General features: G+C 52.4%; 12 protein-coding genes. 4 read left to right on the top strand and 8 right to left on the bottom strand.

Annotated elements, in window-relative coordinates; genetic code table 11:
- From PKY88_03530 to PKY88_03540, 3 genes are all read right to left on the bottom strand, one after another.
- The coding region (locus tag PKY88_03530; protein ID HOQ04271.1) for a hypothetical protein at positions 1-838 on the bottom strand (838 nt) is incomplete at its 3' end.
- 8 nt (positions 839-846) lie between these two features.
- Positions 847-1,773 carry a cysteine synthase A gene (gene cysK / locus PKY88_03535; protein ID HOQ04272.1) on the bottom strand — a complete coding sequence of 309 codons (927 nt, stop codon included), beginning with the start codon at positions 1,771-1,773 and terminating at the stop codon, positions 847-849.
- Positions 1,774-1,797: 24 nt separating this feature from the next.
- A complete protein-coding gene (locus tag PKY88_03540) occupies positions 1,798-2,235 on the bottom strand; it encodes an Rrf2 family transcriptional regulator (GenBank protein HOQ04273.1) in 438 nt (145 codons plus the stop codon).
- A 219-nt stretch (positions 2,236-2,454) separates the two neighbouring features.
- Here PKY88_03540 and xth point away from each other — a divergent pair, with 219 nt between their 5' ends.
- Both xth and PKY88_03550 read left to right on the top strand, forming a co-directional pair.
- Positions 2,455-3,240, top strand: coding sequence for an exodeoxyribonuclease III (gene xth, locus PKY88_03545; protein ID HOQ04274.1), 786 nt, complete (start codon positions 2,455-2,457; stop codon positions 3,238-3,240).
- 166 nt (positions 3,241-3,406) lie between these two features.
- Positions 3,407-4,951 (top strand): hypothetical protein, encoded by a 1,545-nt coding sequence (locus PKY88_03550; GenBank protein HOQ04275.1) that lies wholly within the window; start codon positions 3,407-3,409, stop codon positions 4,949-4,951.
- A gap of 7 nt (positions 4,952-4,958) precedes the next feature.
- Here PKY88_03550 and PKY88_03555 read toward each other — a convergent pair whose 3' ends face one another.
- From PKY88_03555 to PKY88_03575, 5 genes are all read right to left on the bottom strand, one after another.
- Positions 4,959-6,104 (bottom strand): DUF4340 domain-containing protein, encoded by a 1,146-nt coding sequence (locus PKY88_03555; GenBank protein HOQ04276.1) that lies wholly within the window; start codon positions 6,102-6,104, stop codon positions 4,959-4,961.
- A 39-nt stretch (positions 6,105-6,143) separates the two neighbouring features.
- Positions 6,144-8,153 carry a GldG family protein gene (locus PKY88_03560; GenBank protein ID HOQ04277.1) on the bottom strand — a complete coding sequence of 670 codons (2,010 nt, stop codon included), beginning with the start codon at positions 8,151-8,153 and terminating at the stop codon, positions 6,144-6,146.
- The gene (locus tag PKY88_03565; protein ID HOQ04278.1) at positions 8,153-8,884 is read right to left on the bottom strand and encodes an ABC transporter permease; all 732 of its coding nucleotides are present in this window, start codon (positions 8,882-8,884) and stop codon (positions 8,153-8,155) included. Before PKY88_03565 ends, PKY88_03560 begins: the two co-directional genes overlap by 1 nt.
- Positions 8,885-8,926: 42 nt before the next feature.
- Entirely contained in the window at positions 8,927-9,649 is a 723-nt protein-coding gene (locus tag PKY88_03570) for an ATP-binding cassette domain-containing protein (GenBank protein ID HOQ04279.1), read from the bottom strand.
- 251 nt (positions 9,650-9,900) lie between these two features.
- Positions 9,901-21,780, bottom strand: coding sequence for a S8 family serine peptidase (locus PKY88_03575; protein ID HOQ04280.1), 11,880 nt, complete (start codon positions 21,778-21,780; stop codon positions 9,901-9,903).
- Between the two features lie 529 nt (positions 21,781-22,309).
- Between PKY88_03575 and aroA the strand changes: the two genes are divergently transcribed.
- Complete coding sequence (gene aroA, locus PKY88_03580; protein ID HOQ04281.1) at positions 22,310-23,593, top strand: 3-phosphoshikimate 1-carboxyvinyltransferase; 1,284 nt, start codon at positions 22,310-22,312, stop codon at positions 23,591-23,593.
- A gap of 83 nt (positions 23,594-23,676) precedes the next feature.
- Positions 23,677-25,578 carry a DUF4914 family protein gene (locus PKY88_03585; GenBank protein ID HOQ04282.1) on the top strand — a complete coding sequence of 634 codons (1,902 nt, stop codon included), beginning with the start codon at positions 23,677-23,679 and terminating at the stop codon, positions 25,576-25,578.
- Positions 25,579-25,588 lie beyond the last annotated feature (10 nt).

Raw genomic sequence — 25,588 nt, forward strand, 5'->3', positions numbered from 1 at the left:
GAATCCAGACATTTCCGCCGATAACAGCCCCTCGTCCGACAGTAATGTCGCCGAGAATCGTGGCCTCTGCATAAACCGTCACATCATCCTCAAGCGTCGGGTGACGCTTGCAGCCCCGAATCAGCCGTCCCCGTTCATCTTTCGGGAAACTCAGCGCCCCGAGTGTAACGCCCTGATACAATTTCACGTTCTCCCCGATAACCGAAGTCTCACCAATCACAACCCCCGTGCCGTGGTCGATGAAAAAGCGTTTGCCGATCGCAGCACCGGGATGGATATCTATACCCGTCTGGCTGTGAGCCCATTCGGAAATAATCCGGGGAATCAGCGGCACCTGCATTCGGTACAGTTCATGCGCAATCCGATGGGCAGCTATCGCCGTAATAAAAGGATAACTGATAACGATTTCCTCCAGAGACTGAGCGGCCGGGTCGCCGTCATAGGCGGCCTGAACATCGGTTTTCAGGATGTTCCGAATCTCCGGAAGCCGTACCAGAAGACGGTCCGTGCATTCCAGCGCCAGACGCGGACAGTCGCAGGTCGGACAATCCGTCAGACGGCAGTTATGCCGCAGGGCCCGCTCGATCTGTTCCGACAGTTCACGACGGACGGCCAGCAGCAATTCATGCACCACAGAAAAAACCGTAGGACGCCTGACGGTTCGTTTGCCGGTATAGCCGGGAAAAAGAATCTCAAACAGAAGCTCAACCACATGGATAATACGCTCCCGGACCGGCAGGTTTTTTATGTCGATAAAGTTAATGCCGGAATCGTCTTCATACGTCTTGACGATTTGTTCGGCAACGGCATCATAATTAAATACAGGTTCAGTTTCCATGAGTAGGTTCAAAGCTGAGCATATAAATCTGTGGACAGGTACCGTTCTCCGGTATCGCACAGAATGAAAATGATTGTCTTTCCGTCATTTTCCTTTTGTTTGGACAATTCTACGGCTACATGGCAGGCCGCTCCCGCACTGATGCCGGCCAAGATGCCCTCCATACGGGCCAGCAGACGCGAGGCGGCAAAGGCCTGCTCATTGGTTACCGTCACAACCTGATCATAGATTTTTGTATTCAGGACATCCGGAACAAAGCCCGCTCCAATCCCCTGAATCTTATGGGGCCCCGGTTTTCCGCCGGAAAGAACGGGGGAATCGGCCGGCTCTACGGCTATCACCTTCAAATTCGGATTTCTGTTTTTGAGCACTTCTCCGCAGCCGGTAATTGTTCCTCCAGTCCCGACACCGGATACCAGAATATCGACTTTGCCTCCGGTATCTTCCCAAATCTCCTCGGCCGTCGTCCGGCGGTGAATCTCCGGATTGGCCGGATTCTGAAACTGCTGGAGAATCAGTGAATTCGGAATTGTTTCTTTCAGCCGTTTGGCCTCCTGAATAGCCCCGGACATGCCCAGGGAAGCCGGGGTCAGAACAATCTGGGCCCCCAGCATCGCCAGCAGCTTCCGTCGCTCTATGCTCATTGATTCCGGCATAGTCAGGATAAGCTTATACCCGCGTGCGGCACAGACAAAAGCCAAACCAATCCCAGTATTCCCGCTGGTCGGCTCTATCAGAGTAGTTTCTTTGTTCAGAAGCCCCTTTTCCTCTGCCGCCTGAATCATCGATACGGCTATCCTGTCTTTTACGCTGTGACATGGGTTAAAAGACTCCATTTTGGCTAAAACTGTGCCATACGGCCCGACCATTCGATTTAATCGAACAAGGGGCGTTCGACCGACTGTTTGCGTAATGTCTCCATAAATGCGGCCCATAAATTGCACCTTACCCGGCAAAAGTTAAATTTGGAAGTTCTTGGCGTCCTTGTCCTGGCCTGTCAGGTCGATTAAATCCTTGAGTGTTCTGGAGGCCAAAACTTTGCTGATGGCACTCTGAATCTCATTCCAGATTTGACGCGTGGCGCAATCCGTACATTGAGGTGTAAATTGAGAATGCTTCAGACAATCAACAGGGGAAATCGGGCCTTCGAGTGTAACAAAAATATCCCTTAAAAGAATCTCCTGCGGCGGTTTAGCCAGCATATAGCCGCCCCTTGGTCCCCGAACACTTCGTACGAGACCAGCGCTCTTCAGCATAGCAATCAATTGTTCGAGGTATTTGTTGGAAATGTCTTCTCGGTCGGCGATGGACTTAATTTGCAGTGGTCTCTTGCCGTACTCGAGGGCCAATTCGAGCATGGCCCGGATTCCATACCTTGTACGCGATGACAGCTTCATAACAATCTCCTCTATTTCACAGTATTATAGTAGTTTTATTCTATATACACAAAAATCCTTGGTTTTGTGCGATAAAAAATACAATATTCTGAATTGTCCATCAAGAATTAGACCAATTACTGAAAATAACGGATATGTTTATACCAATATTCGCCTTTGCTTTCTTTTTTTGCTGTTTTCAAAATGAAATGGGTATATAAAATATAAGAGGGAATTTCTATGAAGAAAAAAATGAAAATCGCAACATATAATGCAAACTCCATCCGAAGCAGAATAGAACTGCTGAAGGCATGGTTGGGCAAGCATAAGCCGGATATCCTTTGTGTACAGGAAACCAAGGTTCAGGATGATGAATTTCCCCTCGAAGCTTTTAGAGATACCCGATATGAAGTCGTTTTTCGGGGACAAAAAAAATACAATGGAGTAGCCATTTTCAGCCGTTTTCCGCTTGAGGAAATTGAAGTCGACCTCCCCAATGACCCCGTCCAGGAAGCTCGTTTTCTTAAAGCAAAGGCAGGAAAAATTATCGTTTTAAACACGTATATCCCTCAAGGACAGGAAGTCGATTCAGACAAGTTTCAGTATAAATTGGAATATTTCCGCCTATTAAAATCTTATTTTTCGTCTCGTTTTGACCCTCAAAGGGATTTCGTCCTTTGGTGCGGCGACTTAAATGCAGCCAGAGAGCCCATAGACGTATATGATCCGGAGGGATTGTGGGGGCATGTTTGTTATTGCAAAGAAGTCAAAGAGTCGTTCGAAGATGTAATGAAATGGGGATTTATCGATTTATTCCGTCAATTTCATCCTGAAGGCGGTCACTATACATTCTGGGACTATCGTATCCCAAATTCCTTCCAACGAAAATTGGGTTGGCGTCTGGATTATATCTTAGCCACAGAACCTCTCGCTAAAACCTGTCAAGACTGTTGGATTGATTTGGAGGCAAGACGGGCGGAAAAACCGAGCGATCATACCTTTTTAGTTGCAGAATTTGCTTTGTAAAGACAAAGAAAACCATCTCTTGCAAGAATTGTTAAAACAGGTTATTTTGAAAATAACCCTGTAAACCTAAAAAAGGGTAAGACGATATAATTAGTGAGAGAAACCCAAAAACACTTTAATCAAGACTGATATTGTCTTCTTCTTGAGAGACTAAACAATAAAAAATATGGTACCTCCAACAATCTCCTATGAGGAGTTTCAGCATTTAATTGCTCGGCGGTCGGGTGCTTTGTTTCGTGCATCCGGATTTTTAGTCGCCCATGGGCAAAGCCCGCAAATCCTCACTCGCCCGCTTTTGGGGGAATTGTTGTTCCAATCGACCCAGCTTGAGGAACTTCTGGACGCCTACGGTGCACGAAACAACTCAAAATGGGAACGGTTTCGTTCGCTGATTGCCGCCATCAAGCTGTTTTCGTATGTCAGTTATGAACTTCTGCACATTCAGCACAGCATTCCGGCTTATCGTCTTCTTGATATTGGAGAAGATTTTGAAAAACATACGGTAGATGCGATTGCCTTTACGGAATCCATTCTTGTTGAAGCCACCCGTCGACTTCTCGATGAAGCCAGAACTCTCCATCTGCCGGTCCCAGAAGTGGACTTACCGGAGGAGTATTACAGCGAAAAACTGCCGCCTGGACGGCTGCCTCATGATCTGAGCGCACGAAAAATCGATGCGGTTTCACAGACTATTTCTATGCTGGCCACTTCTTTCCTGAATCTGTCGGCAGAGTGCAAACAATCTCTTCCGAAGGAATCGATGAAGGCCGATGCGCAGTTATGCGATTATATCGGCCCCCTGCGAGAGGATAAACTTCGTTCTTTTGAACTTCGCTTTCACAATCTTCAGTCGCTCTACGATACCTATGTTTCCACTACGGAAACGGAAGGGATAGACCCTGAAATTCCGGTGCTCCGAGGCCATATCAGTGTTGTGCTTCATCTGCTGAGAACCGCCAGAGACTTTGCTCATTATATCGAACGACACGCCGGTCCTTTCCGAGTGCCCCTACCGCCCGGCCGAAAACGTCTGGTGGAGCCCGAAGTTTTATTGCAGGTCATGCTGAATTATTCGATTCATTTTGTTGTTCAGTATCTCAGCAGCGCCGAGAATCTGTGCCGAATGATGCTTCATCGCTATACGGAAATCGGCAGCATTGAAGTACCGGTACCGCCCTATCGAGGTTTTCATGTCCGACCGTCCACCCTGATTGCCAACATTGTCCTTCATTACGGCAGCGAAGTCACAATGGAACTGGACGGCAAAACCTATGACGCCAAGGCCCCGCTTCATTTATTCCGGGCCAATGAAGAAATCAATGCTCACAAGCGGCGGGACATTGCCAATGAAATCATTCGAATGAATCTGCTGCCGGATGCACCGCAAGAAGATGTTCCTTCACTGATCCGTTCCGTCCTGATGACTCTGTCTAAATATAACAAGCTGATTATTTACGAAAAACCGCTTCATATTGAAGCGCCGAAAAACACTCAAAACGTCCCGCTGCTGAAACTGGTAATGGATGAAATTGTCCGTTTGCAGGCAGCCGGAAAGATCGACATATTTACTGATACAAAAGTCCGCTTTATCGGGGACAAACGCGTCCTTGCGGACATCGAACGGCTGGCAAAACACGGATACGGAGAGGATCTGTTCGGGAACAATATCCCTCTTCCAGAAGGGCTGGAATATCTTCGCTACTGCCGCTAAAAAGGCTTTATCCTGCTGATTCAGCCGGCTTCTCCGAAACAGATTTATCTGCCGCCGGCATCTCCGAAGCAGCCGGAGCGGCGGGTTTATCCTCGATTAAATCCTGCAGAGGCCGAATCATTTCCTGAGCCTTATAAGAAGGGATTATATACACCCAGCCGTCATGTTTGGCTGTGAATGATTCGGCGGTATCCCGAGCCAAAAACAGCGCCTCCCGTTCACGGAGTTTTTCTTCGGACTCCGCTTCCTGCTGCACCTGGGGTTCCGGTCCCGTATAACGGGCAGACAGACGAATGTAATATTTGCCGTCCTGCTCAGCCAGACGAACGGTATAAACCAGATAATTTTTCACTTCACAAACATAGGTGTTCGAAAACTTCAGGTCCGGCAATTTGGAGGCAGCGGAAACATCATCCGCCCGCAGATAGGTCAAGGCAGAGAAGGTAGTTTTGGCATTGGCCTGCCGAATCTGTTTGCCTTCCGGCAGAGAGTCCAAGGCCAGATCGGATGAATCCGGCTGTGCTGTTAACGTATAGGTCCGCTGATTCGGGTCGGTCACAGACACCCGAAGAATCTTATCCCGTTCCACCTGAAGAATCTGAGCCTCGATGTAATCCATTGCACGGGTGGATATATAAGGCTCATCCGTCAGGCGATAGACATTGGGCTGATTCATAAGGCGAACTGCGCTGACTGGGCGTGACTGTTCTCCTTCCGTTTTGGATTCAGAAACCAGCAGGCCGGTAATGAGTTTCTGGTCGGCCCCCAGAAACTCCACACGCCAGCGTGCCGTATCCTCCGTGACTCCGATTTGGGCATGATTGGCGGGATTGGACGTAATGAGGGCATCCGACGTAATCCGAATATCCAGACAGTCTGAAATCAGCGAATTCACTTTGCTTACACTGGCTGGGTAGCCGTCTTTTTCTCGGACTGTAAAGGCCTTGTCGCTTCGGTCCAGATGAATCGGCCCGTCTGCACTTTTTGCACCAATGACAATCGTCTGAATCCGGTCGATATCCAACCCTTCAATCAGAGGAAAAATTGTGACGCTCGGCGGGGTATAATTTCGACTCAATCGAGACGAAAGCATAGCCCCCGCCGCCGCCAAAACCGCTACTATTGCCAAAATCGCAACTTTTTTATCGTTCATCGCCGTTGACTCCCTGTCAGATTCATTTCCAGGCCGGGGTTAAGGTTCTCTCATATGCTGAATTGAATATCTGCGTTTGACCGCTCGATACACGGCAAGCACCACCGCGGCCGTCAGCACAGCCAGCGGACCGGGCAGGGTGCAGAAATTCCGGATGCGGTTTTTCAGGGCCTCTTTGTCCGCCACCTTCTTCATTTTCACATCACGAAGACGCATTTCCGCTTCGTGCAGTTTCAGTTCGATTTCCTTCTTTTCTTCCAGAATCGTCTTGTTGATCAGCTCCTTTTCCTTGGATTCGAGCGCCCGCAGTTTTTCATTTAACTGGCTTTCAAACCCCTTGATTTCCGCCATAATTCGTGTCTCTTCTTCCGCGGTTTTTTCCTCTGCCTCTTTCTCGATCTGATCGACGCGGGTAAAGGGCCGCTTATAGCCGCCGCGGGAACGCAGCCGAATCAAATCCGTAGAACCGGACAGTTCCTCCAGAGCATTCAGTACAAAAGCCGCATTGTTCCCGACTACAGCCAGCCCGAAGATTGTTTCCTGATAAGCCAGCACATCACTGAGAAAATCCACATCAGCCACCACCACAACGGCGGCGGGCTGGCGGGCCTCGGATAAATGCTCCGCAGCGGGTTTGGTCTCTTCCGAGGAAGCGTCCTTATTCTCGTCCTTGTTTTCTTCCTTATTGTCTTCTTTTCCCTCCTCTTTTTTCTCTTCCTTCGGAGGTCCGTCCGGGAAAGCCGAACGGAAGGTGCCGGTCACCCGGTAAGCCAGCACTTGTTCCTCGGTGCCGTCCCGAAAACGCCGCAGAATATCCGCATAATCCGGAACCCGAAGTTCGAAAGGACTCGAAATGGTCCAGGTATTGCCCTGCTTGGTTGTCATCATCAGAGGAATGTATTCCATATCCGCAGGCAGATTCGCTGCATCTTTCTTTTTCTTTAGAACACCGGGGAACCAGAAGGTCACCTCGTTCAAGGAGGCAGTCATAGGAACATCTTTATTAAAACAGCCGTACGATGCCGTCAATTTCTGATAAGGAAGAATCTTCATCGGACGTTCGTTCGGCGAAGGAGAACCGATTCCGGCCAGGACTCGGTCGCCCGCAAACGTATTGGCCGGCATCTCCAGACCCCAGGCCGCCAGCAAATCATCGAGGGAGGAAGCCGCCTTGTGTTCCATCCCGTACTGCATCATTGCCGGGTCCGGCCTGTCCACCACGGAGAATGGATCCAGAGCAATCACCGCACGCCCGCCCTTCAGGATATACTGGTCAATGGCATACCGGGTTTTTGCGGAAAGGTCCTTGGGATGAATCACCAACAGCAGGTCCACATCCCGAATCTCCTCCGTATCCGTCGGGATGGAACGCACGTCGGCATACAATTCTTTCAGCTGCCGCACCAGCCCCCACGGCCCGCGCGGCCTCTGCCCCTGCATCCGCATCATCGCCGCCATATAGCCGGACATATCGTCGCCCATCACCGGGAGCGAACTGAGAATGCCCACCCGCGTTTTCGGCGGGTTGACAGCGGTATCAATCAGGTAGGTAATGTCATATTCAATAAAATTCCCCCGGTCGGGGCTGAAAAACGGAATTGTCTTGGTCACCCCCAGCTCCGTCTGAACAACCAGACCAAAGAAGAAGCTTTCTTCCTCTGTAATAGAGAACCGCTTCAAACCATATCGAATAGCCGCCAGTTCTTCCTGCGAATAAGGCCGCGGGTCCACAATCTCCAGCTTGATTTTGCCGTTCGAATGCAGGACATATTCCTCCAGAAGCGCCCGGACATATTCATAATAGGCATTGAAAAAGCGGATTTGGTCCGGTGCACTGAGGGTCGCGGTCTTGGTGTAGTAAAGCCGCAGCGTCAGAGGCTGCTGAAGCGCCTGCAGAATGTTTTTGGTCCCTTCAGAAAGGGTGTACAGTTTTTCCTGCGTCACATCGATCCGCCAGCTTCCAAACAATCGCTGCACAATCTGAATCGCGGATACCGAAATTACCAGAATCAACAATATGACAATAATCAGACGTACGGTTCGATTCATCAGTTCGCCTTCCTTTCTTCCAGAACATACATCGAAGCGTAAATCCAGGTCGCGATGAGAATCACAAAGTAAGCAATATCCTTTACGGAAAGTATCCCCCGCTGAATGGCATCAAACCGGATTTGGAAACTGAGTGATTCAATCAGGGAAAGCACCGGTGCCGGCAGAGTGCCCGACAGGTATTCGAGGGTTGAAGGCATTCCGGCATAAACGAGAATCCCGCAGGCCGCCACAGAAAGAATGAAACTGATGACCTGATTTTTTGTCAGAGCGGAAAAGAACGCTCCAATTGCCAAAAAACCGCCGGCCATCAAAAAGGCCCCCAGATATCCGGCCGCAATCAGACCCGGGTCCGGACTGCCCAGGTAAAAGACCGCTGCCGGCATCGGAAACGTCAAAAGAAGGGCGATTCCCAGAAAGGCCCACGCGGCAAAGAACTTGCCCAAAACCGCCTGCGGGACCGTAATCGGCAGTGTCAGAAGCAGTTCAATCGAGCCGGTCCGGCGCTCCTCCGCCCACAGCCGCATCGCCGTAGAAGGAACCATAAAAACAAACAGCAGCGGAAGCATCTTAAAAAAGAGATTTAAATCCGCCTGCCTTAATTCAAAAAATCCCTCCCGAAACGGCAGATAACCTGCAAAGAACAGAAACACCACCAGAAAAACATATGCAACGGGAGTCGAAAAATATCCTTTTAATTCTCGCTTGAAGACTGCCCAAAAGCCGTTCATTGCCTGACTCCTTAGTGTTTCTTCGTTCAATCCCTGCGGCCGTTAAGCCGTCTTTTTTCCTAACGTAATCTTCCGGAAGACCTCTTCGAGAGTCCCCTGATAATCCGTCTGCAGTTTCTGAGGTGTGGAATCGGCCAGAATCCGTCCGCGGGCAATGATAATCGCCCGTGTACAGATTTGCTCGACTTCCTCCAAAATATGGGTTGAAATGATAATGGCTTTTTCTTTTGCCATCTTCAAAATCAGTTCACGCACTTCATGCTTCTGGTTGGGGTCCAGGCCGTCCGTCGGCTCATCCAGAATTAAGACAGGCGGATTGTGAATCAGGGCCTGAGCCAGTCCTACCCTTCGCTTATATCCTTTGGAGAGTGTGTCAATGGTCTGATGATACACTGTACCAATGGAACAGAGCGGGATAATGCGTTCAAGAGCCTCCCGGCGGGCCGCTCCCTTCAGCCCGCGCGCGTCACAGACAAAATTCAGAAAGCCCGCTACCGTCATTTCCGGATAAGCCGGTGCATTCTCCGCCAGGTATCCTATGGATCGCCGCACCTGTAAGGGCTGCTGGACAATATCGTACCCGCAAACCTCTGCCGTACCGCTGTCAGGGGGCAGAAAACAAGCCAGCATTTTCATTGCCGTGCTTTTGCCCGCGCCATTCGGTCCCAAAAAGCCGAGAATATCTCCCTTCTGAACCTGAAATGAAATCCCATCAACTGCCACAATCGGTCCGAACCTGCGGGTCAATTTTTGTACTTCAATCATCCCTTATACTCCCGTTTTTCAGTTGATCAATCAGAATGGAGCCCGCCGCAGCCAAGCCCTCCAGGAATCGGGCCCTGTTCACATGAGTTTTTCTTTTTTACAATTTTGAGAAAAAATGTCAACCCCGAAGAAGTTTTTTTGGACAGAAATTGCGGACATTGTCAGTCTTATTTAGGCCCATCAAGTTTTTTTAAAAAAAAGGGCTGTCCGATATTCTGGACAGCCCTTCGGGTTTTATAATCGGCTATGCCTTACTGGATAGGCCTGTTGGGACAAGTTACCGTATTTGTACCGGCGCTGCAGGTTGCACTGGGCTGCGTTTGATTCTGATTCGGCGAGCGGTCACGCACAAGGATGTAGTACTCATAGTACGCCGTCGAGACATACACAGGCACCCAGTACTCATTCGGCAGCCGCGGTGTGAAGTCCGGGTCCACGATGCCTGCCACATTGTCCACATTCTGCCAGCCGCTGCTCAAGCTCGGGAATGACACACAGACAAATTTGTATTCCACACCGCTCGGGTCTTGAGCCTCCGCCGCCCGCATGTAGTGATACCACGTATCGTACTGCAGGTGACTCGGCCAGACCGCCCACTGAGCCGGATTCGGCGTCGGCGGCGTTAAATCTACTTCAATCGGACCGGCTGCATAGACGGGGGACGGCTCTGTGTAAGCCACAACCCGAACCGTACCGGTTGCCGTCTCGCGGAATACCAGCTGTGTAAAGACTCGGTAGTAATACGTCTGTCCCAAAGTTAAGCCGGTATCTGTAAACCGCCATGGAGTTGTCGTGTAGACTTTTCCGGACGGCTGAGATGAGTCATAATTCTGCTGAACAATCGGGTTCGTCCCCGCCGGCAGATTCAGCGGATTGCCCGCCGCATCTGTCTTAACGAAGCAGTACTCTACATGGAACGTACCCTTACCGACCAGCGGAGCAGGAACCGCCGGCACACCCGTCGCCTGCACAGCCGTCATTGTGATCGTTGTCGGCCCGGAACCGGCCGGCGGTATCTCAAAGTCCGCCGGATTGGGGGCAAGCAGGTTATAATTGCTGCCCGGTGTGACGGAAGCCGCTGTTGAAGGCAGGGTCACATTCCCGCTCGGGTCGCGAGCGTAAACTACAAACTCGTAGGGTTCGCCCGGATACAGTCCGGAAAGGACCTTTGACGGGTCTGTTGTCCAGACCAGCGGGGTTGTCACAGCAGGATGCGACACACATTCGACCGCATATTCGAGATAGGAATCCGGCCACCAGGCATCGTGGGCCTGAATCGCCTTCATTGCCACCTTGTCAATCCTGTAATCCGGATTCAACGTAACCCCATCGATTGTCAGCGGCAGCGGTGCAGGCAGTTCGGCCCACTGCATCGGACTGGGCGTCGGCGACTGTGTATCCTCCGCCAGCCAGCACACCGCCAGAGAAGCTACGTCGGACATATCGACAAGGCGGTCGAAGTTCAGGTCGGCACCGCCGCACCAGCCGGGTGAACCGCACGGCTGATTGAGCCACTTGGAACCGAGGACGGCCAAATCACTCAGGTCAATCTGGCCGCTCAGGACCAGCGAGTTATCCACTTTGGCGCATTCAGCTCGACGGATAACGAAGTAATGGTACCCCAAATCAACCTCACCGCGGTCCAGCACACCGCTCAGCTGTGTGGTGTAACCGTCCAAATCCAGATTGCGGGCCAAATCGCTGCCCGCATCAATACACGGACTGGACGGATTCAGGTAGTAATATTCTTCCGGCAGCACTTCGCGGGTCGGGTCTTCCGGTCCTTCAAACATCGGATTGCTGCTGAAGACGCCGGCGACCTTGTTGAGCGTGCTCCCGGGCCGGACATAAACTGCATTCCCCGACGTGTTGATATTCAGCACATCCGAGAACGACAGGTTCATTACCGACGGATACGGTTCTGTATCAAAACCGGAGCCCACCGTGGCCTGAGCTCCCTGCAGAGCATAGTTCAGCCAGAAAATGCTGTCGATCACATCCACGGTGCTGCCGTAGCCGATATACAAACCGCCGCCGGTACCCGTCGGATAGTTCGGCCTTCCCGTCGCCTGGTTATCGGCAAAGGTGCAGTTTCGAATGACGGGATTGGCACCCCAGTAAACGGAGGCGCCGCCGCCGTCGCGGCCGGAACTGTTCTGAGCAAACAGGGCGTTCTTAATCAAGGAACCCTTCGCGGAAAGTCCGGTCATGAACAGACCGCCGCCGGAGAAATCAGCCGCGTTCTGGACAAAGATCGTGTCGCGAACGTTCAAAGCGGTACTTCCGACATACACACCGCCGCCCTGACCTAAGAAGGCGTTCTCCACAGGGGCCTCAAACGACGTGCTTCTTGCCAGATTGCGGCGGAACTGGCTGTTCGTTAAAGCCGCTTCATTATAAATCTGGAAGAAGCCGCCGCCCAGATACGCCGTATTGTCAGCCACGTTGCAGTCCTGAATCAGCGTATCGGATGCATTGGCATAGATCGCACCGCCGTCACTCGCTTCGTTTCCAATCATCGTGCAGTTGACGAACTTGGCAACGCAGTCGTACTGATACGCCACGGCACCGCCGAAGGCCACGTGGATGGTATGCGGGTACTGCTGGACATTCGTATCCGCCCTGTTGTTGGCCAGGACGCAGTTTTCAAACTCGAGCGTGCAGTCGTACATCGCGTACACCGCGCCGCCGGCATTGGGAATATCCAGAGCCCGGTCGGGTTCCGGTATATCGTTGAGCGAGTTGGAACCGCCGACGCCGCTTACGCCGCCGTTGCTGCTGTTGCCTTCAAAGACGCAGCCAACAAACTTGGCGCTGCTGCCGTAAGCGCAGAACACTGCGCCGCCGTATCCGCCGTAGCGCCAGTAGGACAAGTAGGCATCATACGGGTCGTACTGGTAATAGACATAGAAGTCCTTCCAGCTCTTGTACTTGTTTGTATCCAGTTCAAACCACTTGGCGAACGTTTCCCAATCATACATTTCAAAATAGAGAGTTGGGAAGTCATACTTATGGCCGTTCGTCCAGCCGTCCCAGCCGCGGTAAATCAGCCAGCCGATTTCGACCTGGTCGGAATAATTCCACCCGCCGCCCAGACCGCCGTAGCCGGGATTCGGAGGCGTTTTTCCGGCGCCGCCGTTGCCGCCGTTGCCGCCCAGAACGAAATTGTTGCGGAACGTACAGTTCTCAAAGGTTGCCTCACTGCTGAATTGGCAGGCCACAGCACCGCCGTAGGCCCAGCCCGGCCAGCCGCCGTCGCCGCCGTCCGGATGAGCATCGCAGCCGGCATTCCCGTTGGTACCATTGCCGCCCGTCACGGAATTGCCTTCAAACAAGCAGCCGATAAACCGAACGGAACTTTCCATCAGATCCACTGCACCGCTTTCCGCCATTCCGCCGTTCACACCATCCTGGGCGCATCCATCCGGCGTTCGCCCAGTTCCACCATTCCAATTGCAGCTGACAAAACGGCAGTTGCGGACGGTTGCAGCGGAACGCTCAAACATCACGCTGCTTTGACGGAAGGTAACCCCTTCAATCAGCGACCCTTCTTTTAAGCCGACAATGTAGAGTCCATGATGATCGAAAATGGTATTTTCGACCGTCTCCGGGTCATCCGGATTGGAACTGCGAATTGTCAACCTCTTTCCGGCAAAACTTGCAATTGTTTCATAGTCCAGATTGGTTGTACTCGTCGTCTGATAGATGCCTGGATTGACAATTATAATGTCTCCGTCCCTGGCGTCATTCATGGCCTGTGACAGCGAATTGTAGGCCGCAGAACCACCCACATGCAGTGTCTGCTGTGCACGGACCTTTACCTGTACCACCTTATTGCCGTCAATAACCGCCCGATTGACTGCTTCAGTGCTTCCGTCATTGATTGTGCCCGACCAGCCGGTAATGACATAACCATTCTGTATCTGGGCCGTCAACTCGACAATCTGGCCTTTATAGTAGGCACTCAAGGCAGGTTCAACCGAAACAGCGCCCCGGCCATCCTGCACGGAAACCGTCAGTGTATACGTCGGCAGACTGGACGCAAACGGGTAGTGATAACCCAAATCCGCCATTCCCGTGTCTGCAGCCGTCCCCGCCGGGTCTGTTGTAAACTGGTCCAGACCGATCGAAGAAGCGGTCATCAGGCCGGCGTTGACCGCAGGACTGGATGTCTGATTCAGATAACAGCCGCCGAGCGGCCCTGTCTCAAACCGCGGATCAGCCGTCAGGGTACCTGCGGGCAGAGCGCCGGAATAATCCGAACCGAGATTGCCGTAGAACAGACACCGCTGAATCTGAGAATCTATGGGAGCATCTTCGGCGACTGCGATTCCATTGCTGCCGACAAAGACAGAGTGGCTCAGCACCGCTGCGCCGTTCGGGCCGATGTAAACAGCCCCGCCGCCGGTTCCGGAGACGCTGATGAGATTGCCGGAGAATGTGCAGAACTCTATCGTCGGGCTGGAGCCGACCTTGGCGGCAACGGCGCCGCCGGCCTGCTGTGCCCAGTTGTCGGCAAACAGACAATTGCTCAGACGGTGCGTGAGAATCACATCGCCGTTGGTAAAGTTGATTGCACCGCCCTGGCCGGTCTGACCTTCCGCACGGTTTTCCACAAACCGGCAGTTCCAGATGTCGGCTTTGGTGTTTATACAGGCAACCGCACCGCCCTGACCTTCGCCGCTGACGGTCTGGTAATAGCGTTTAATACCGGTCGCCGTGTTCAGCGTAAAGGTGCTGTTGCCGACGTTCATCTCACCTTCCGTCAGATAAATGCCGGCGCCGCTGCGGGCTTCATTGCGAATCCACGTGCCGTCCTCTGCAGTCAGATTGACCTTGCGGCCGAAAACGGCACCGCCCAGCAGGAATGCGTCATTGTCGGCAAATGAACAGCCCGTCATCTGCAGCGTCAGCGTCTTGGCCGTTTCACCGGCACTCAGATTGTAATACACATCCACAGCGCCGCCGCGGCTGGCCTTGTTGCCGCCGAACGTGCAGTCGGTCAGCGTCAGATGACTGTCTGAACGAATAGCGCCGCCGCTGCCGAGCGTGTAGTTGCCGAAGAAGCGGCTGTTGGTAATCACAGCGCTGGGTGATCCTTTGCTGAGCGTAATCGCGCCGGCCTCTCCGAGAGATTCCATCAAATCAGACAGGAGCGATTCGTCCACGGAATACAGGAATGTCAGTTCATATTCCGTGTAGAAATCAATCCCAGGCACTTTGTCATAGGTGCCGTTGTCGGAAAACTCGCAGTTGTCAACCTCAACGGCCGTCAATTCATCACACCAGACGGCACCGCCCATGTTTTCTTTAAAGAGGCAGTCCCGCAGCCGCAGCGTACTGCTTTTACCGACAGCCACCGCACCGCCGTCTGTGTAGAGATGCTGCTCAATTGGCACCAAATTATCCATCCACGTCTGGGAAGTATTTTCAAAGGCATAGTTTCCAATGAATGTACATCCAACAATCGTGGCTTGAGCATTGTCGCCCAAACGGATTGCACCGCCGTCCAGCGGCTGGCTCGGATAGACGTTTACCACGCCGTCCGTACCCGGATAGAATTGATCATACGGATCAGAATACGTTTGTCCGGTTCCGGCTGAACCGCCGATGCCGGCAATTCCGTGCTGAGCAAAATTGTTTTCGAAGGTGCAGTTCTGAATCACCGGCTGACAACCGGTATCGGCAAAAATGGCTCCGCCGACGCCGTTGCCGTTGGCATCACCGCCGTCGCCGCCCCAGCTGCCTTTCCCGTTGGTTACACCATTGCTGCCGTTGCCGCCGTTGCCGCCGCAGCCGCCCAAGGCCTTGTTGTTGCGGAAAATGCATCCTTCGATTGTCGGGGAACTGCCTCCTACACAGGCAATAGCTCCGCCGCAGCCCATTCCATATCCGTCGCCGCCGTGCCCGCCGGACTGGCCGTCATTGGCCGGGGCTTGTGCATTTTCAACGGCCGGCCGACCATCATTGCCGTCTCCGCCGTAACCGCCGGTTACGGTGCAGTTTTCAAACACACACTTGCGAATCGTCGGCGAACTGCCGTTTTCACACAAAATTGCACCGCCGTAGCCGTTGCCGAAGGCGTCCATTCCGCTGTTGGCACGGGGCGGAGCTTCCGGATTCTGGCCGGGCGGGGTCGGTTCCCCGGGAATTGCCCCGCTCGCTCCCAAAGCACCGACCATAAATCCATTGCGGATTGTTAACCCCTGAATGATCGTCGAGGGACCTTCTCCGCTGCGGAAGACAAACCCACGGCTGGGCTGATATCGCGTTCCGCCGCAGTCAACAACCGTGGAGGCCACAATCAGCGGGTCATCCGGATTTTCGGACGTAATCACGATGCTCTTGCCCTGCAGGTCAAGCCCTTCACCGATGCCGTCAAAGTTCGTATCCACAAACTCAATCGTATAGGGTGTTCCCGGACGAGGAGCCAGAACAATCGTATCGCCGCTGCGGGCGATTGCAATCGCTCCCGATAAGGTGGCAACCTGAGACGGAACGGTGATAAACTTCGGAATTGCCTCCTCGAATTCCACTGTTACCGTTCGATTCATCCCCATCGTAACCGTATTCGTCAGGGCTGTGGAATTGTCATTATTCGTTCCCGACCACTTCTTCACACGATAAAGGGCCGGATCATCCGGAATCGCTTCCAGATAGATAATCGTCCCTTGTGCAACGGTAATAGGCGGCAGAACCACCGCCGGTCCGACCTCCTGAACGGTACCATCCACAGTCCAGGATGCCTTCAGTTTTCCCATCGCCTTAACGTCTGCAACATAAACCCGTGCATTCAATGTATAGGTCTGCACCGAAGACAAATCAGCATTGTAGTGATACCCCATGTCCACAGTACCGACATCCGGAATGAAATCCGTGCGGGTCGTTGCCGCAAATTCGAGCAAAGCCGACAGAGCGGCCGCCGTTCCTGTTCCTGTATCAATGCAGGGGCTGTTCTGAGCCTGGCCTGCAGACAGGTGGCTCAAGAAGACCGTTCGATTCTGAGGAGAGGCCGCTGAACCAAAATCGACCAGGAGCGGATCGCTCTGGATATTGTTCGGTCCATACCAAAGCCACGGCTCAATCCCCGGAGCCACGTACACCTGACTTTGTCCTCCCTGAACTGTGCTGTAATCCACAAAAACGGTTGTAAAGGGCACTGAATAAGTTTCATACGGGTCACCTACTGAAATCTGCGGCCCCAATGCAGCCAGGTTGCCCCAGAAAATCGAATTGGTGATGTCTACGAAGGTGTCGTGGGTCATCATCGCACCGCCGACACCGTACCACGAGTCTGTTACGGTGTTATCCACAAAGGTGCAGTTCACGACACTCACATCGCTGGACCAGTCAGCCAGGAAAGCCCCGCCGCCGCTGAGTGCTGTATTCTGAATGAAGAGGTTGTTGATGACTTCCTGCGGCCGGTCCCAACCGAGCGGAGGCCCAATCATCGCCAGAGCTCCGGCATAGCCCTTCGACTCATTGGCAACAAAGCGGTTTGCAGCCAGCAAAACATCCGAATCGGAAACATAGAAGCCGGATGCACAAATTAAAGCGTTAAAAGTACCGCTGTCCTGACTTCGGCGCGGACTGAGAAGTCTGCCGGTATTGGTGTAGAAATAGTTGTTCCTGGCGGTCAGGTCGCAGCCGTAAATAAAGCCGCCCGCACCGATATGCCCGCTGTTTCCGATAAATTCTGCACCCGTTATGGTCAAGAGAGATGCATCCGCATTCAGACCGCCGCCGTTGGGCGAACGGTTATTCTCAAACAAACTGCCTTCGAAAGAAACCTTATAAACGGGCTCTTTTTCACCGGCCAGAATATGGTCCACTTCCTTCAGATTGTCCCACATCTCCGTTCGGACAATATACCAGAAGTTAATCCGTCCGTGATTGATGTACTCGGAGGTAATAAAGTTGGAAATTTCCCCGGTCACGTCTTCCGGTTCATCGCTTCGGGCAAAGAAATTATTAAAGTAGGATTCTTCGTATGCGTCGAAGGAGTTGCCGACATAAACAGCTCCGGCATACGATTTGACCAAATCATAATCAGCGGCATTGCCGGAGAAAGTGCAGTCAACAAAGTTCACGTCGGGCGTATACCCTTCAGACGAGGGCCCCAGATTGCAGTAAAGGCCGCCGCCGCTGAAGGCATCATTGTTTCGGAAGACACAATTGGTAAAGACCATGCTTTGGGGCTGGTCAGCAAACATCGCCCCGCCGATACCTTCATAGCGATAATCCGTCGGATTGGTGACATCGGCATAAGCGCTGTTGCCTTCAAAGAGGCAGTTTTCAAAGGTCGCCTGACATCCTTTGTCATACACTTCACCGCCGCCGTGGTTGGCAAAACCGCGATTGTTGGAAACTGTTGTATTCCGCATCGTAATGACGCTGCCGGCACCGTAGAAGTTGGCGCCCGCGCAGGCACCTGCATTGGGCTGAGTCAAATCCGTCGAGGACCACTGCTCCCCAAACGTTGTCTGTGAGGTACCTGAAACACGGGTAGTCAGGTCCCAGTACCACGAAGCCGGGTCTTCCGGATGGTTCGGGTCCATGGTTGCCAAAGTGACCGTGAAGGTCTCGGTTTCCTCTACCAGACCATAGAAGGGATAAAAAGCACAATAAAAGGCCGATATGGTTGTCTCCTGTCCTTCCCCTGTGGTTACCCCCGGTTCTGCCGGAGGTGTCGGCAATTCCGGCAGTTCAATTTCGCTTTGCCATTCCCAGGGAATCACAAAACCGGTTAAATAATCGCCCGCGTCGTCGGTATGGGTATAGGAATTATCGATGTTGGCAATATCTTCCCAGTAATAGGCCATATAGTAAAGATTGGACGGCCAGATTCCGGTATGATCCAGCAGATCGCCCCAGTTCTGAGGTGCCCCGCCCATTCCAAAACGGAATCCGCCGTATCCGCCGGTTCCTCTGCCGCCGGTTCCGGCACCATTCCCGCCGTCTCCGCCGGTTCCGCCGTTGGCTCGGACACCGTCGGTTATCATAGCACCCGTCTGGTCCCGGACTACTCCGAGCTGATAGAGCTTATCGGGGATATAGAAAGCAGGTCCGCCGTGACCGCCGTTTCCGCCGTTGCCGTTTCCTTGACCGTTGCCTCCGTTGCCGCCGTCCCCGCCGGAATAATCCCCGTGAAGTTCGACAACAACTCGGCAGCCTGTGAACGTGCAGCCGTCAATCACGGCCTGTGTATTCTCTCCAAAATAAACGGCGCCGCCGGCGGAATTCGGTGCACGCAAATCTCCACCCATTCCGCCGTTGCCGCCGTGCCCTCCGCGGCCTTCAGTCTTCGCGTCACCGCCGTTTCCGCCGTTGCCGCCGCGTCCGGCTTCTCCAACCTGGATATAGCAGTCGGAAACAACGACATCAATCAATTCAGGGGCACATCCATTTTCAAAATAAATCGCCCCGCCCCAGGCACAGCCGCCCTTGCCGGCGTCTCCGCCGTCCCCGCCGTCAAATCCATCGGCCTGATCTACACTGTCCGGCACCCCTCCTCCGTCGCTGCCGTTGCCGCCATTGCCGGCATTTCCGCCGACGGCGGAACATCCCTCAAACGTACAACCCTGAATCAGGGGAGCTGAGCCGCTGACAGCGTAAATCGCACCACCGTACGCATTGCCCCCGTCTCCGCCCGGAGCCCCCGGACGGCCGGGACCTGTATTGACATTTGGTGCGTTCATACCGTGTGTGCCGAATTGTCCATGTGCTCGGCAGTTCTGAAATACGCAATTTCGCAGAATGGGGCTGGCTCCTGCGTAATCTCCAAGGTAAATCGCTCCGCCTTTCGCATCCTGTCCCGGGCCTCCCACAGGATAAACGGAAACATTCACCGCAAGAGAAGAACCATAATATTCGGGATCATCTACGGCAACAGCATTCCGAATCGTCAGTCCGGCCAGAATGGTATTGCGGCCGACATTCCGGAAGATAAAGGCACGCCGCGGCTCGTTAAACCAAAAATCCCAAATGTCTTCGCAGTCAATTACCGTTTGGCTGACAACATCCGGATTATCCGGATTCAGACTGCGAATCGTAATCGCTTTGCCGTCCACCACAATATTGGTTTCCCGGTACAAGCCCGGATGGATCAACACCGTATCGCCGGAACGAGATGCATCGACGGCGCTCTGAATCGTCGGATAGGCCGCTGACGGAACATGACGCGTAACCGGTTTCGTCGTATAACCTCCCGAAATCGGTTCAGAGGGATCCGTCTTGGGAAGTTCGCCGCCTTCGCCGACTGCCTGCCGAACATAAATCACAAACCGAAATTCCTTGCCGGCCACACCGCCCGGAACCAAAGGCGTGAAGTAATACGGCACGGTCAGCCAGCCGCTGTCATAATCATCCGGATTGCCTTCGGACGCCTCAACACAATCGAAGAAGTATTCCACTCCGTTTTCATCGTACGCCGTTACGGCCTCCATGCCAAGCCGCAGATTGCCCAAAGCACGCGGAGCCGCTTTCCAGCGCGCCGGATTGGGGGCCGGCGGCAGCGTATCAACTCCCGAAGCGGTCGTGGTCTGTTTTGATTCAGACCATTCCGTTTCATTATGATTGTCGGATTTATCTCTTGTTTTAAAACGGAAGGTATACGTTGTTCCTTCCGCCAGCAGGGCACGTTCCTCTGCTGTATCGCCGAGAATATACAGCGGGTCATCCTGCCAGCCGCTGTTTAATGCCGAATTCTCTATGCACTCGAAATAATATTGAACTCCGGAGGCATCCGTTGCCGAAGCTGCTTTCATTACAATATGCTTAAGTCCCGTTGCTGCCGGCACAATATCCCACTGAGCCGGATTCGGTGTCGGGGCAATCAAGTCTTCAATCTCAACGGACAGGGCGGCTTTATACAGATTCAAACGCCCCCCGGTGACACAAAGGTCCTTCAAATTGTCCAGTTTATCCACGGAGCCCAGAATAATTTGTTTGACTTCCGCCGCTGTCATTGTAGGGGACAAAGACCACACCAAAGCACATGCTCCGGCCACATGCGGGCTGGCCATCGAAGTGCCCTGGTAAAATTCATAACCATTTCCCGGCACCGTGCTCAAAATCCCTCTCGCATCATCCTCCGAGTACATTTCACCGCCCGGAGCCGCTAAATCGACGCTCGTTTTGCCGTAATTCGAATAATAGGTGATTTGATCGAAAGGATTAGCGGCTAAAACGGAAATAATTGAAGCCAAATCAAAACTGGCAGGATAGGCCGGGAAATTGTCATTATTGTTTTGTTCATTTCCAGCCGCCGCTACAAAGAGCTGTCCGGCCTGCTGGCTGGCCAAAATCGCATCATACAGCGCCGGATCGTACCCATATCCTCCATAAGAATTGTTGGTAACTTTAGCCCCCATCCGAACGGAATAACGCAGTGCCTCAATAATCGCGGAATCCAAAAGCCCCGGTTCATCGCTGCCCTCTACGGCATAGGCCACTTTCAAGGCCATAATCCGGACATTCCAGTTCACTCCTGCAACACCGAGATTGTTGTTGCCGACAGCGCCGATTGTTCCGGCCACATGGGTCCCGTGTCCGTATTCGTCCATCGGGTCAGAGTCCCCTTCGCCGAAATCGTAGCCGTAAATGTCGTCAACATACCCGTTGCCGTCATCATCCACACCCTGCGCCCCGTTCCGCTCGGCTGTATTGACCCACATATTTGCGGCAAGGTCTTCATGGGTGTAATCCACACCGGTGTCAATTACCGCTACAATCATTTGCTTACTGCCGGTTGTCAGATTCCACGCTTCCGGTGCATCAATATCTGCATCAACCGTGCCGCCTGTTTGCCCTGTATTGTTCAACCCCCACAGCTGAGCAAATCGTGAATCATTCGGCGTTAATGATGGTGTTCGAATAAAGTCCGGACAGGCATACTGGACTCCTGGTGTCGCCTGAAACGCCACGCGCGCCGCTTGCACATCGGTACCCGCCGGCAGCTTTACCAAAGCCAACCCCGGGACAAGCTCGCTGTACATCCGAACAATCGTTCCCCCCCCTGCTTTCTGCACAACGGCTGAACGGATCGCTGCTGCAGAGGACGTGGTGCCTGTTTCATAAAAGCGAACTAAAAGATATCCATCCCGATAGAGGGGAAGAGTAGACGTGCTCAAAGGATTTTGGAAGAACCCTGCTGTGCCAAAAGAGGAGAAAAGAAAAAGAAAAAAAAGAATTGCCAAAGAAAGTTTACGTGCCATGGCACCCTCCGTAAAGGACCCTTTATTTCCCATTTTGACGGCTTCCTCATTTCATTGTTTGCGTATCTTTATTACTCACCTTAGGGAACCTCATGTACCCTGAGCTCTAACGACACCTTTACCGTATCGGAAAACGTAAAAGGCGAGTTTATCTCACCTTACCAAAATGCCTATTTTTAGTCAAGGAACTTTGAAAATACACAAACTGAACAATCTGGAAAAGAATGGTATTATAGGACGCCAAAAACCCCCAGTAGAAATAAGACCTAAAAACTCTTATAATAGCAAAAACATCCTATAAAAACTCGCATATAAACACATATAAACACAAAGAAAATGATTCTTTACTATAATAATTTTTCTTTCCTTTTTCCAGTTTTTTTTGATAAATTTCCATCGGCGTAAAACCTTTAACAAATAATAGAGTTATTATGTCTTGATATATATGAAACTTCACGTATATCCATCAGAGCTGTCAGGGATGGTTTCTATCCCTGGTTCCAAATCTCATACCATTCGTGCAGTCGCCATTGCTTCTTTGGCCTCCGGAAAAAGCCGGATTCGTTTTCCTCTTGTGTCCGGGGACACCTTAAGTGCTGTTTCTTGTTATCGAATTCTCGGCGCTCAAATAGACACTTCCAATGAGAAGGAATGGATAATCAAAGGGACTGCAGGAAAAATCCTTAACGAGCATTGCAGCATCGATGTCGGCAATTCGGGGACTACCCTTCGCCTGGCTATGGGGTCTGCCTCGCTGGCTTCCCCCAAAGCTGCTATTGCGATGACCGGCGACGAACAAATTCAAACAAGGCCCATCGGCGGTCTGCTCCAATCTTTGAAAGACCTCGGTGCCGACGGAAAATGTATCAAAAATAACGGATGTGCCCCTGTTGAAATCCGGGGTACGCTCAAAGGCGGGCAGACTTCGATTGAATGCTTTACCAGCCAGTTTTTATCTTCACTGCTCTTGGCCTGTCCTTTAGCCGAAAAAGACTCCCAAATCAACGTCCTACTGCTGAATGAACCGGATTATGCCAGGATGACCCTCGATTGGCTGGACCGCCAGGGCATCCGCTATGAAAACAACGGGATGAAACAGTTTTTTATTCCCGGCAGACAAAAATACACATCCTTTGATGCTCCGATTCCTGCAGATTTTTCCAGTGCAACCTTTTTTCTGTGTGCCGGTGCTCTCTTCGGCCGGGACATTACCCTGACCGGTCTGGATTTTACAGACAGTCAGCCCGATAAGGCCGTCGTGGATTACCTCAAACAAATGGGGGCTCACATTGAATATTCTTCCGAAGGGGTAACAATTTCAAAATCTCCCCTGAAAGGGATTGATATTGATATGAACCGCACACCGGATGCCCTGCCGGCAATGGCCGTCACTGCTGCATTCGCTGAGGGAACAACTCGTTTTCTGAATGTCCCTCAGGCCCGCAAGAAGGAAACAGACCGAATCGCCTGCATGGCCGCTGAACTGAAAAAACTCGGTGCCGATGTTGAAGAACTGCCGGATGGTCTCATCGTCCATGGAGGCAAACCTCTCCATTCCGCTCATCTGAACGGACGCGCGGACCACCGCATTGTAATGGCTCTCAGCTTAGCGGGAATGGTGCTGGACGGCTGTACAGTTATCGATACGGCTGAAGCAATGAATGTTACCTTCCCCACCTATGTTTCTCTTATGCAATCCCTCGGTGCACGGATGAATATTTTTCCCTAAATCAGTTTCGGTATTTCATTGATCTTTACCGAAAAATCCGTATAATCTTCCGCCCGGCAAAATCTTTCTTCAGAAAGGGAAAAATGAATACCATAGACTACAGAAAACACTGGTCCAGAACCAATCTGCCCGAACACATTAAGCAGATTCTCGGCAGCTGCCGCTCACTTACTTTTCCCCTTAACCGGGATGATATCATCAATTTGGCCATGGGCGGGCTGAAAAGAGGCACCTTTGAGGTCGCCTATGAAGTCCCGGGAAAAAGGATGGTTTTAGAAGCAACCGTTACCCGCTGCAAGAATGGTTTAGCCGTAAACTATCCGGAACCGTACATGCGGCGTCGCGACCCGGATTGTATGTTTGTTGCCGACGAGCGGGAAACAGACAAGGCCAGGTTTCAGGAGCACTTCAAACAGCCTTTTGAACCTCTCCGCCAAGAAACATTTCAATGGCTGCAAAAGCAGGACTTGGCCGTTATTTTCTTTACCATCGGATCGTTCGATGTCCAAAGCGGGCAGGGAGCGATGCTGATTGCTCCCCAAAATGCAGGATTCTTTGTCGGCGGACTGGCTGATCTGCAGGGAATGATCACTCCGGACCGTATTCCCGAAAACTTTCGCATCCGCAGTGTTATCTACCTGGCCCCGCCGTTTCGACATACCTATTTCAACGGCAAACAGGTTGTTGTGCATAACCGGCTTCCCGGGCTTCATGAAATTTTCTCCTTCAACCTCTATCCCGGTCCCAGTGCCAAAAAAGGCATTTACGGTGTGCTTCTTTCCATCGGCGAAGAAGAAGACTGGCCCACGCTTCACGGCTCTACGGTTCAGGTGGTTACACCGTATGACAATATAACCACGATTATGCATGAAGGAGCCAGCGGAGGCGGGAAAAGCGAAATGCTCGAATATGTCCATCGTCAGGAAGACGGCCGCTTGCTGCTGGGTACGAATGTCATAACCGGGGAACAGCGATTTCTGACTCTCAACCAGGCCTGCCGTCTCAACCCCGTAACCGACGATATGGCGATGTGCCTGCCCAATATTCAGAATGCAGGCGGTTATCTGCTGGCCAAGGATGCGGAGCAGGCCTGGTTTGTTCGGCTCAATCATATCCGCCGATATGGAATAGACCCTCATCTGGAAAGTATTACGATTCACCCGGGTGAACCCCTGATTTTCCTGAATCTTCAGGGAATCCCCGATGCGACGTGTCTGATTTGGGAGCATACAGAAGACAGTCCGGGCCATCCCTGTCCGAATCCGCGTGTTATTCTTCCTCGGCGGCTTGTCCCCGGTGCCGTAGAGGGTCCGGTTGAAGTGATGATTCGCAGTTTTGGGCTTCGCACACCGCCCTGCACGAAAGAACATCCAACCTACGGCATTGCCGGTTATCTTCATATTCTTCCGGCGGCTTTGGCCTGGCTGTGGCGGTTAGTCGCCCCTCGCGGATATTCCAATCCGAGCATCACAGATACGGAAGGAATGACCAGCGAAGGCGTCGGTTCCTATTGGCCTTTTGCCGCGGGACGGCTGGTGGACCACGCCAATTTACTTCTTCGTCAAATTCGTGCTACGCCGAAAGTTCGCTATGCCTTAATGCCCAACCAGCATGTCGGAGCATGGGAAGTCAGCTTTATGCCTCAATGGATTGGACGTGAATACCTCGGTCGAAGAGGTCTGGCCCGTTTCCAGCCCCATCAGCTTACCCCGGCGCGCTGTCCCCTTCTTGGTTATGCATTCAACTCAATGCAGGTTGAAGGAACTCCCATTCCTCTGATTTTCCTGCAGACACATACCCAGCCTGAAGTCGGACTGGAAGGATACGACGGCGGCGCCGAAATTCTGCGCAACTTTTTTGTTCAGGAACTTCAGAAATTCCGTCATCCCGACTTAGACCCGCTCGGAAAAGACATCATTGAATGCTGCCTGGACGGCGGAACTGTTCAGGACTATGATGCTCTGCTTTACGATGTTTTCTTCTGATGAAATCCGA

The sequence above is a fragment of the Anaerohalosphaeraceae bacterium genome (genome assembly GCA_035378985.1).
Classification (GTDB): Bacteria; Planctomycetota; Phycisphaerae; order Sedimentisphaerales; family Anaerohalosphaeraceae; genus JAHDQI01.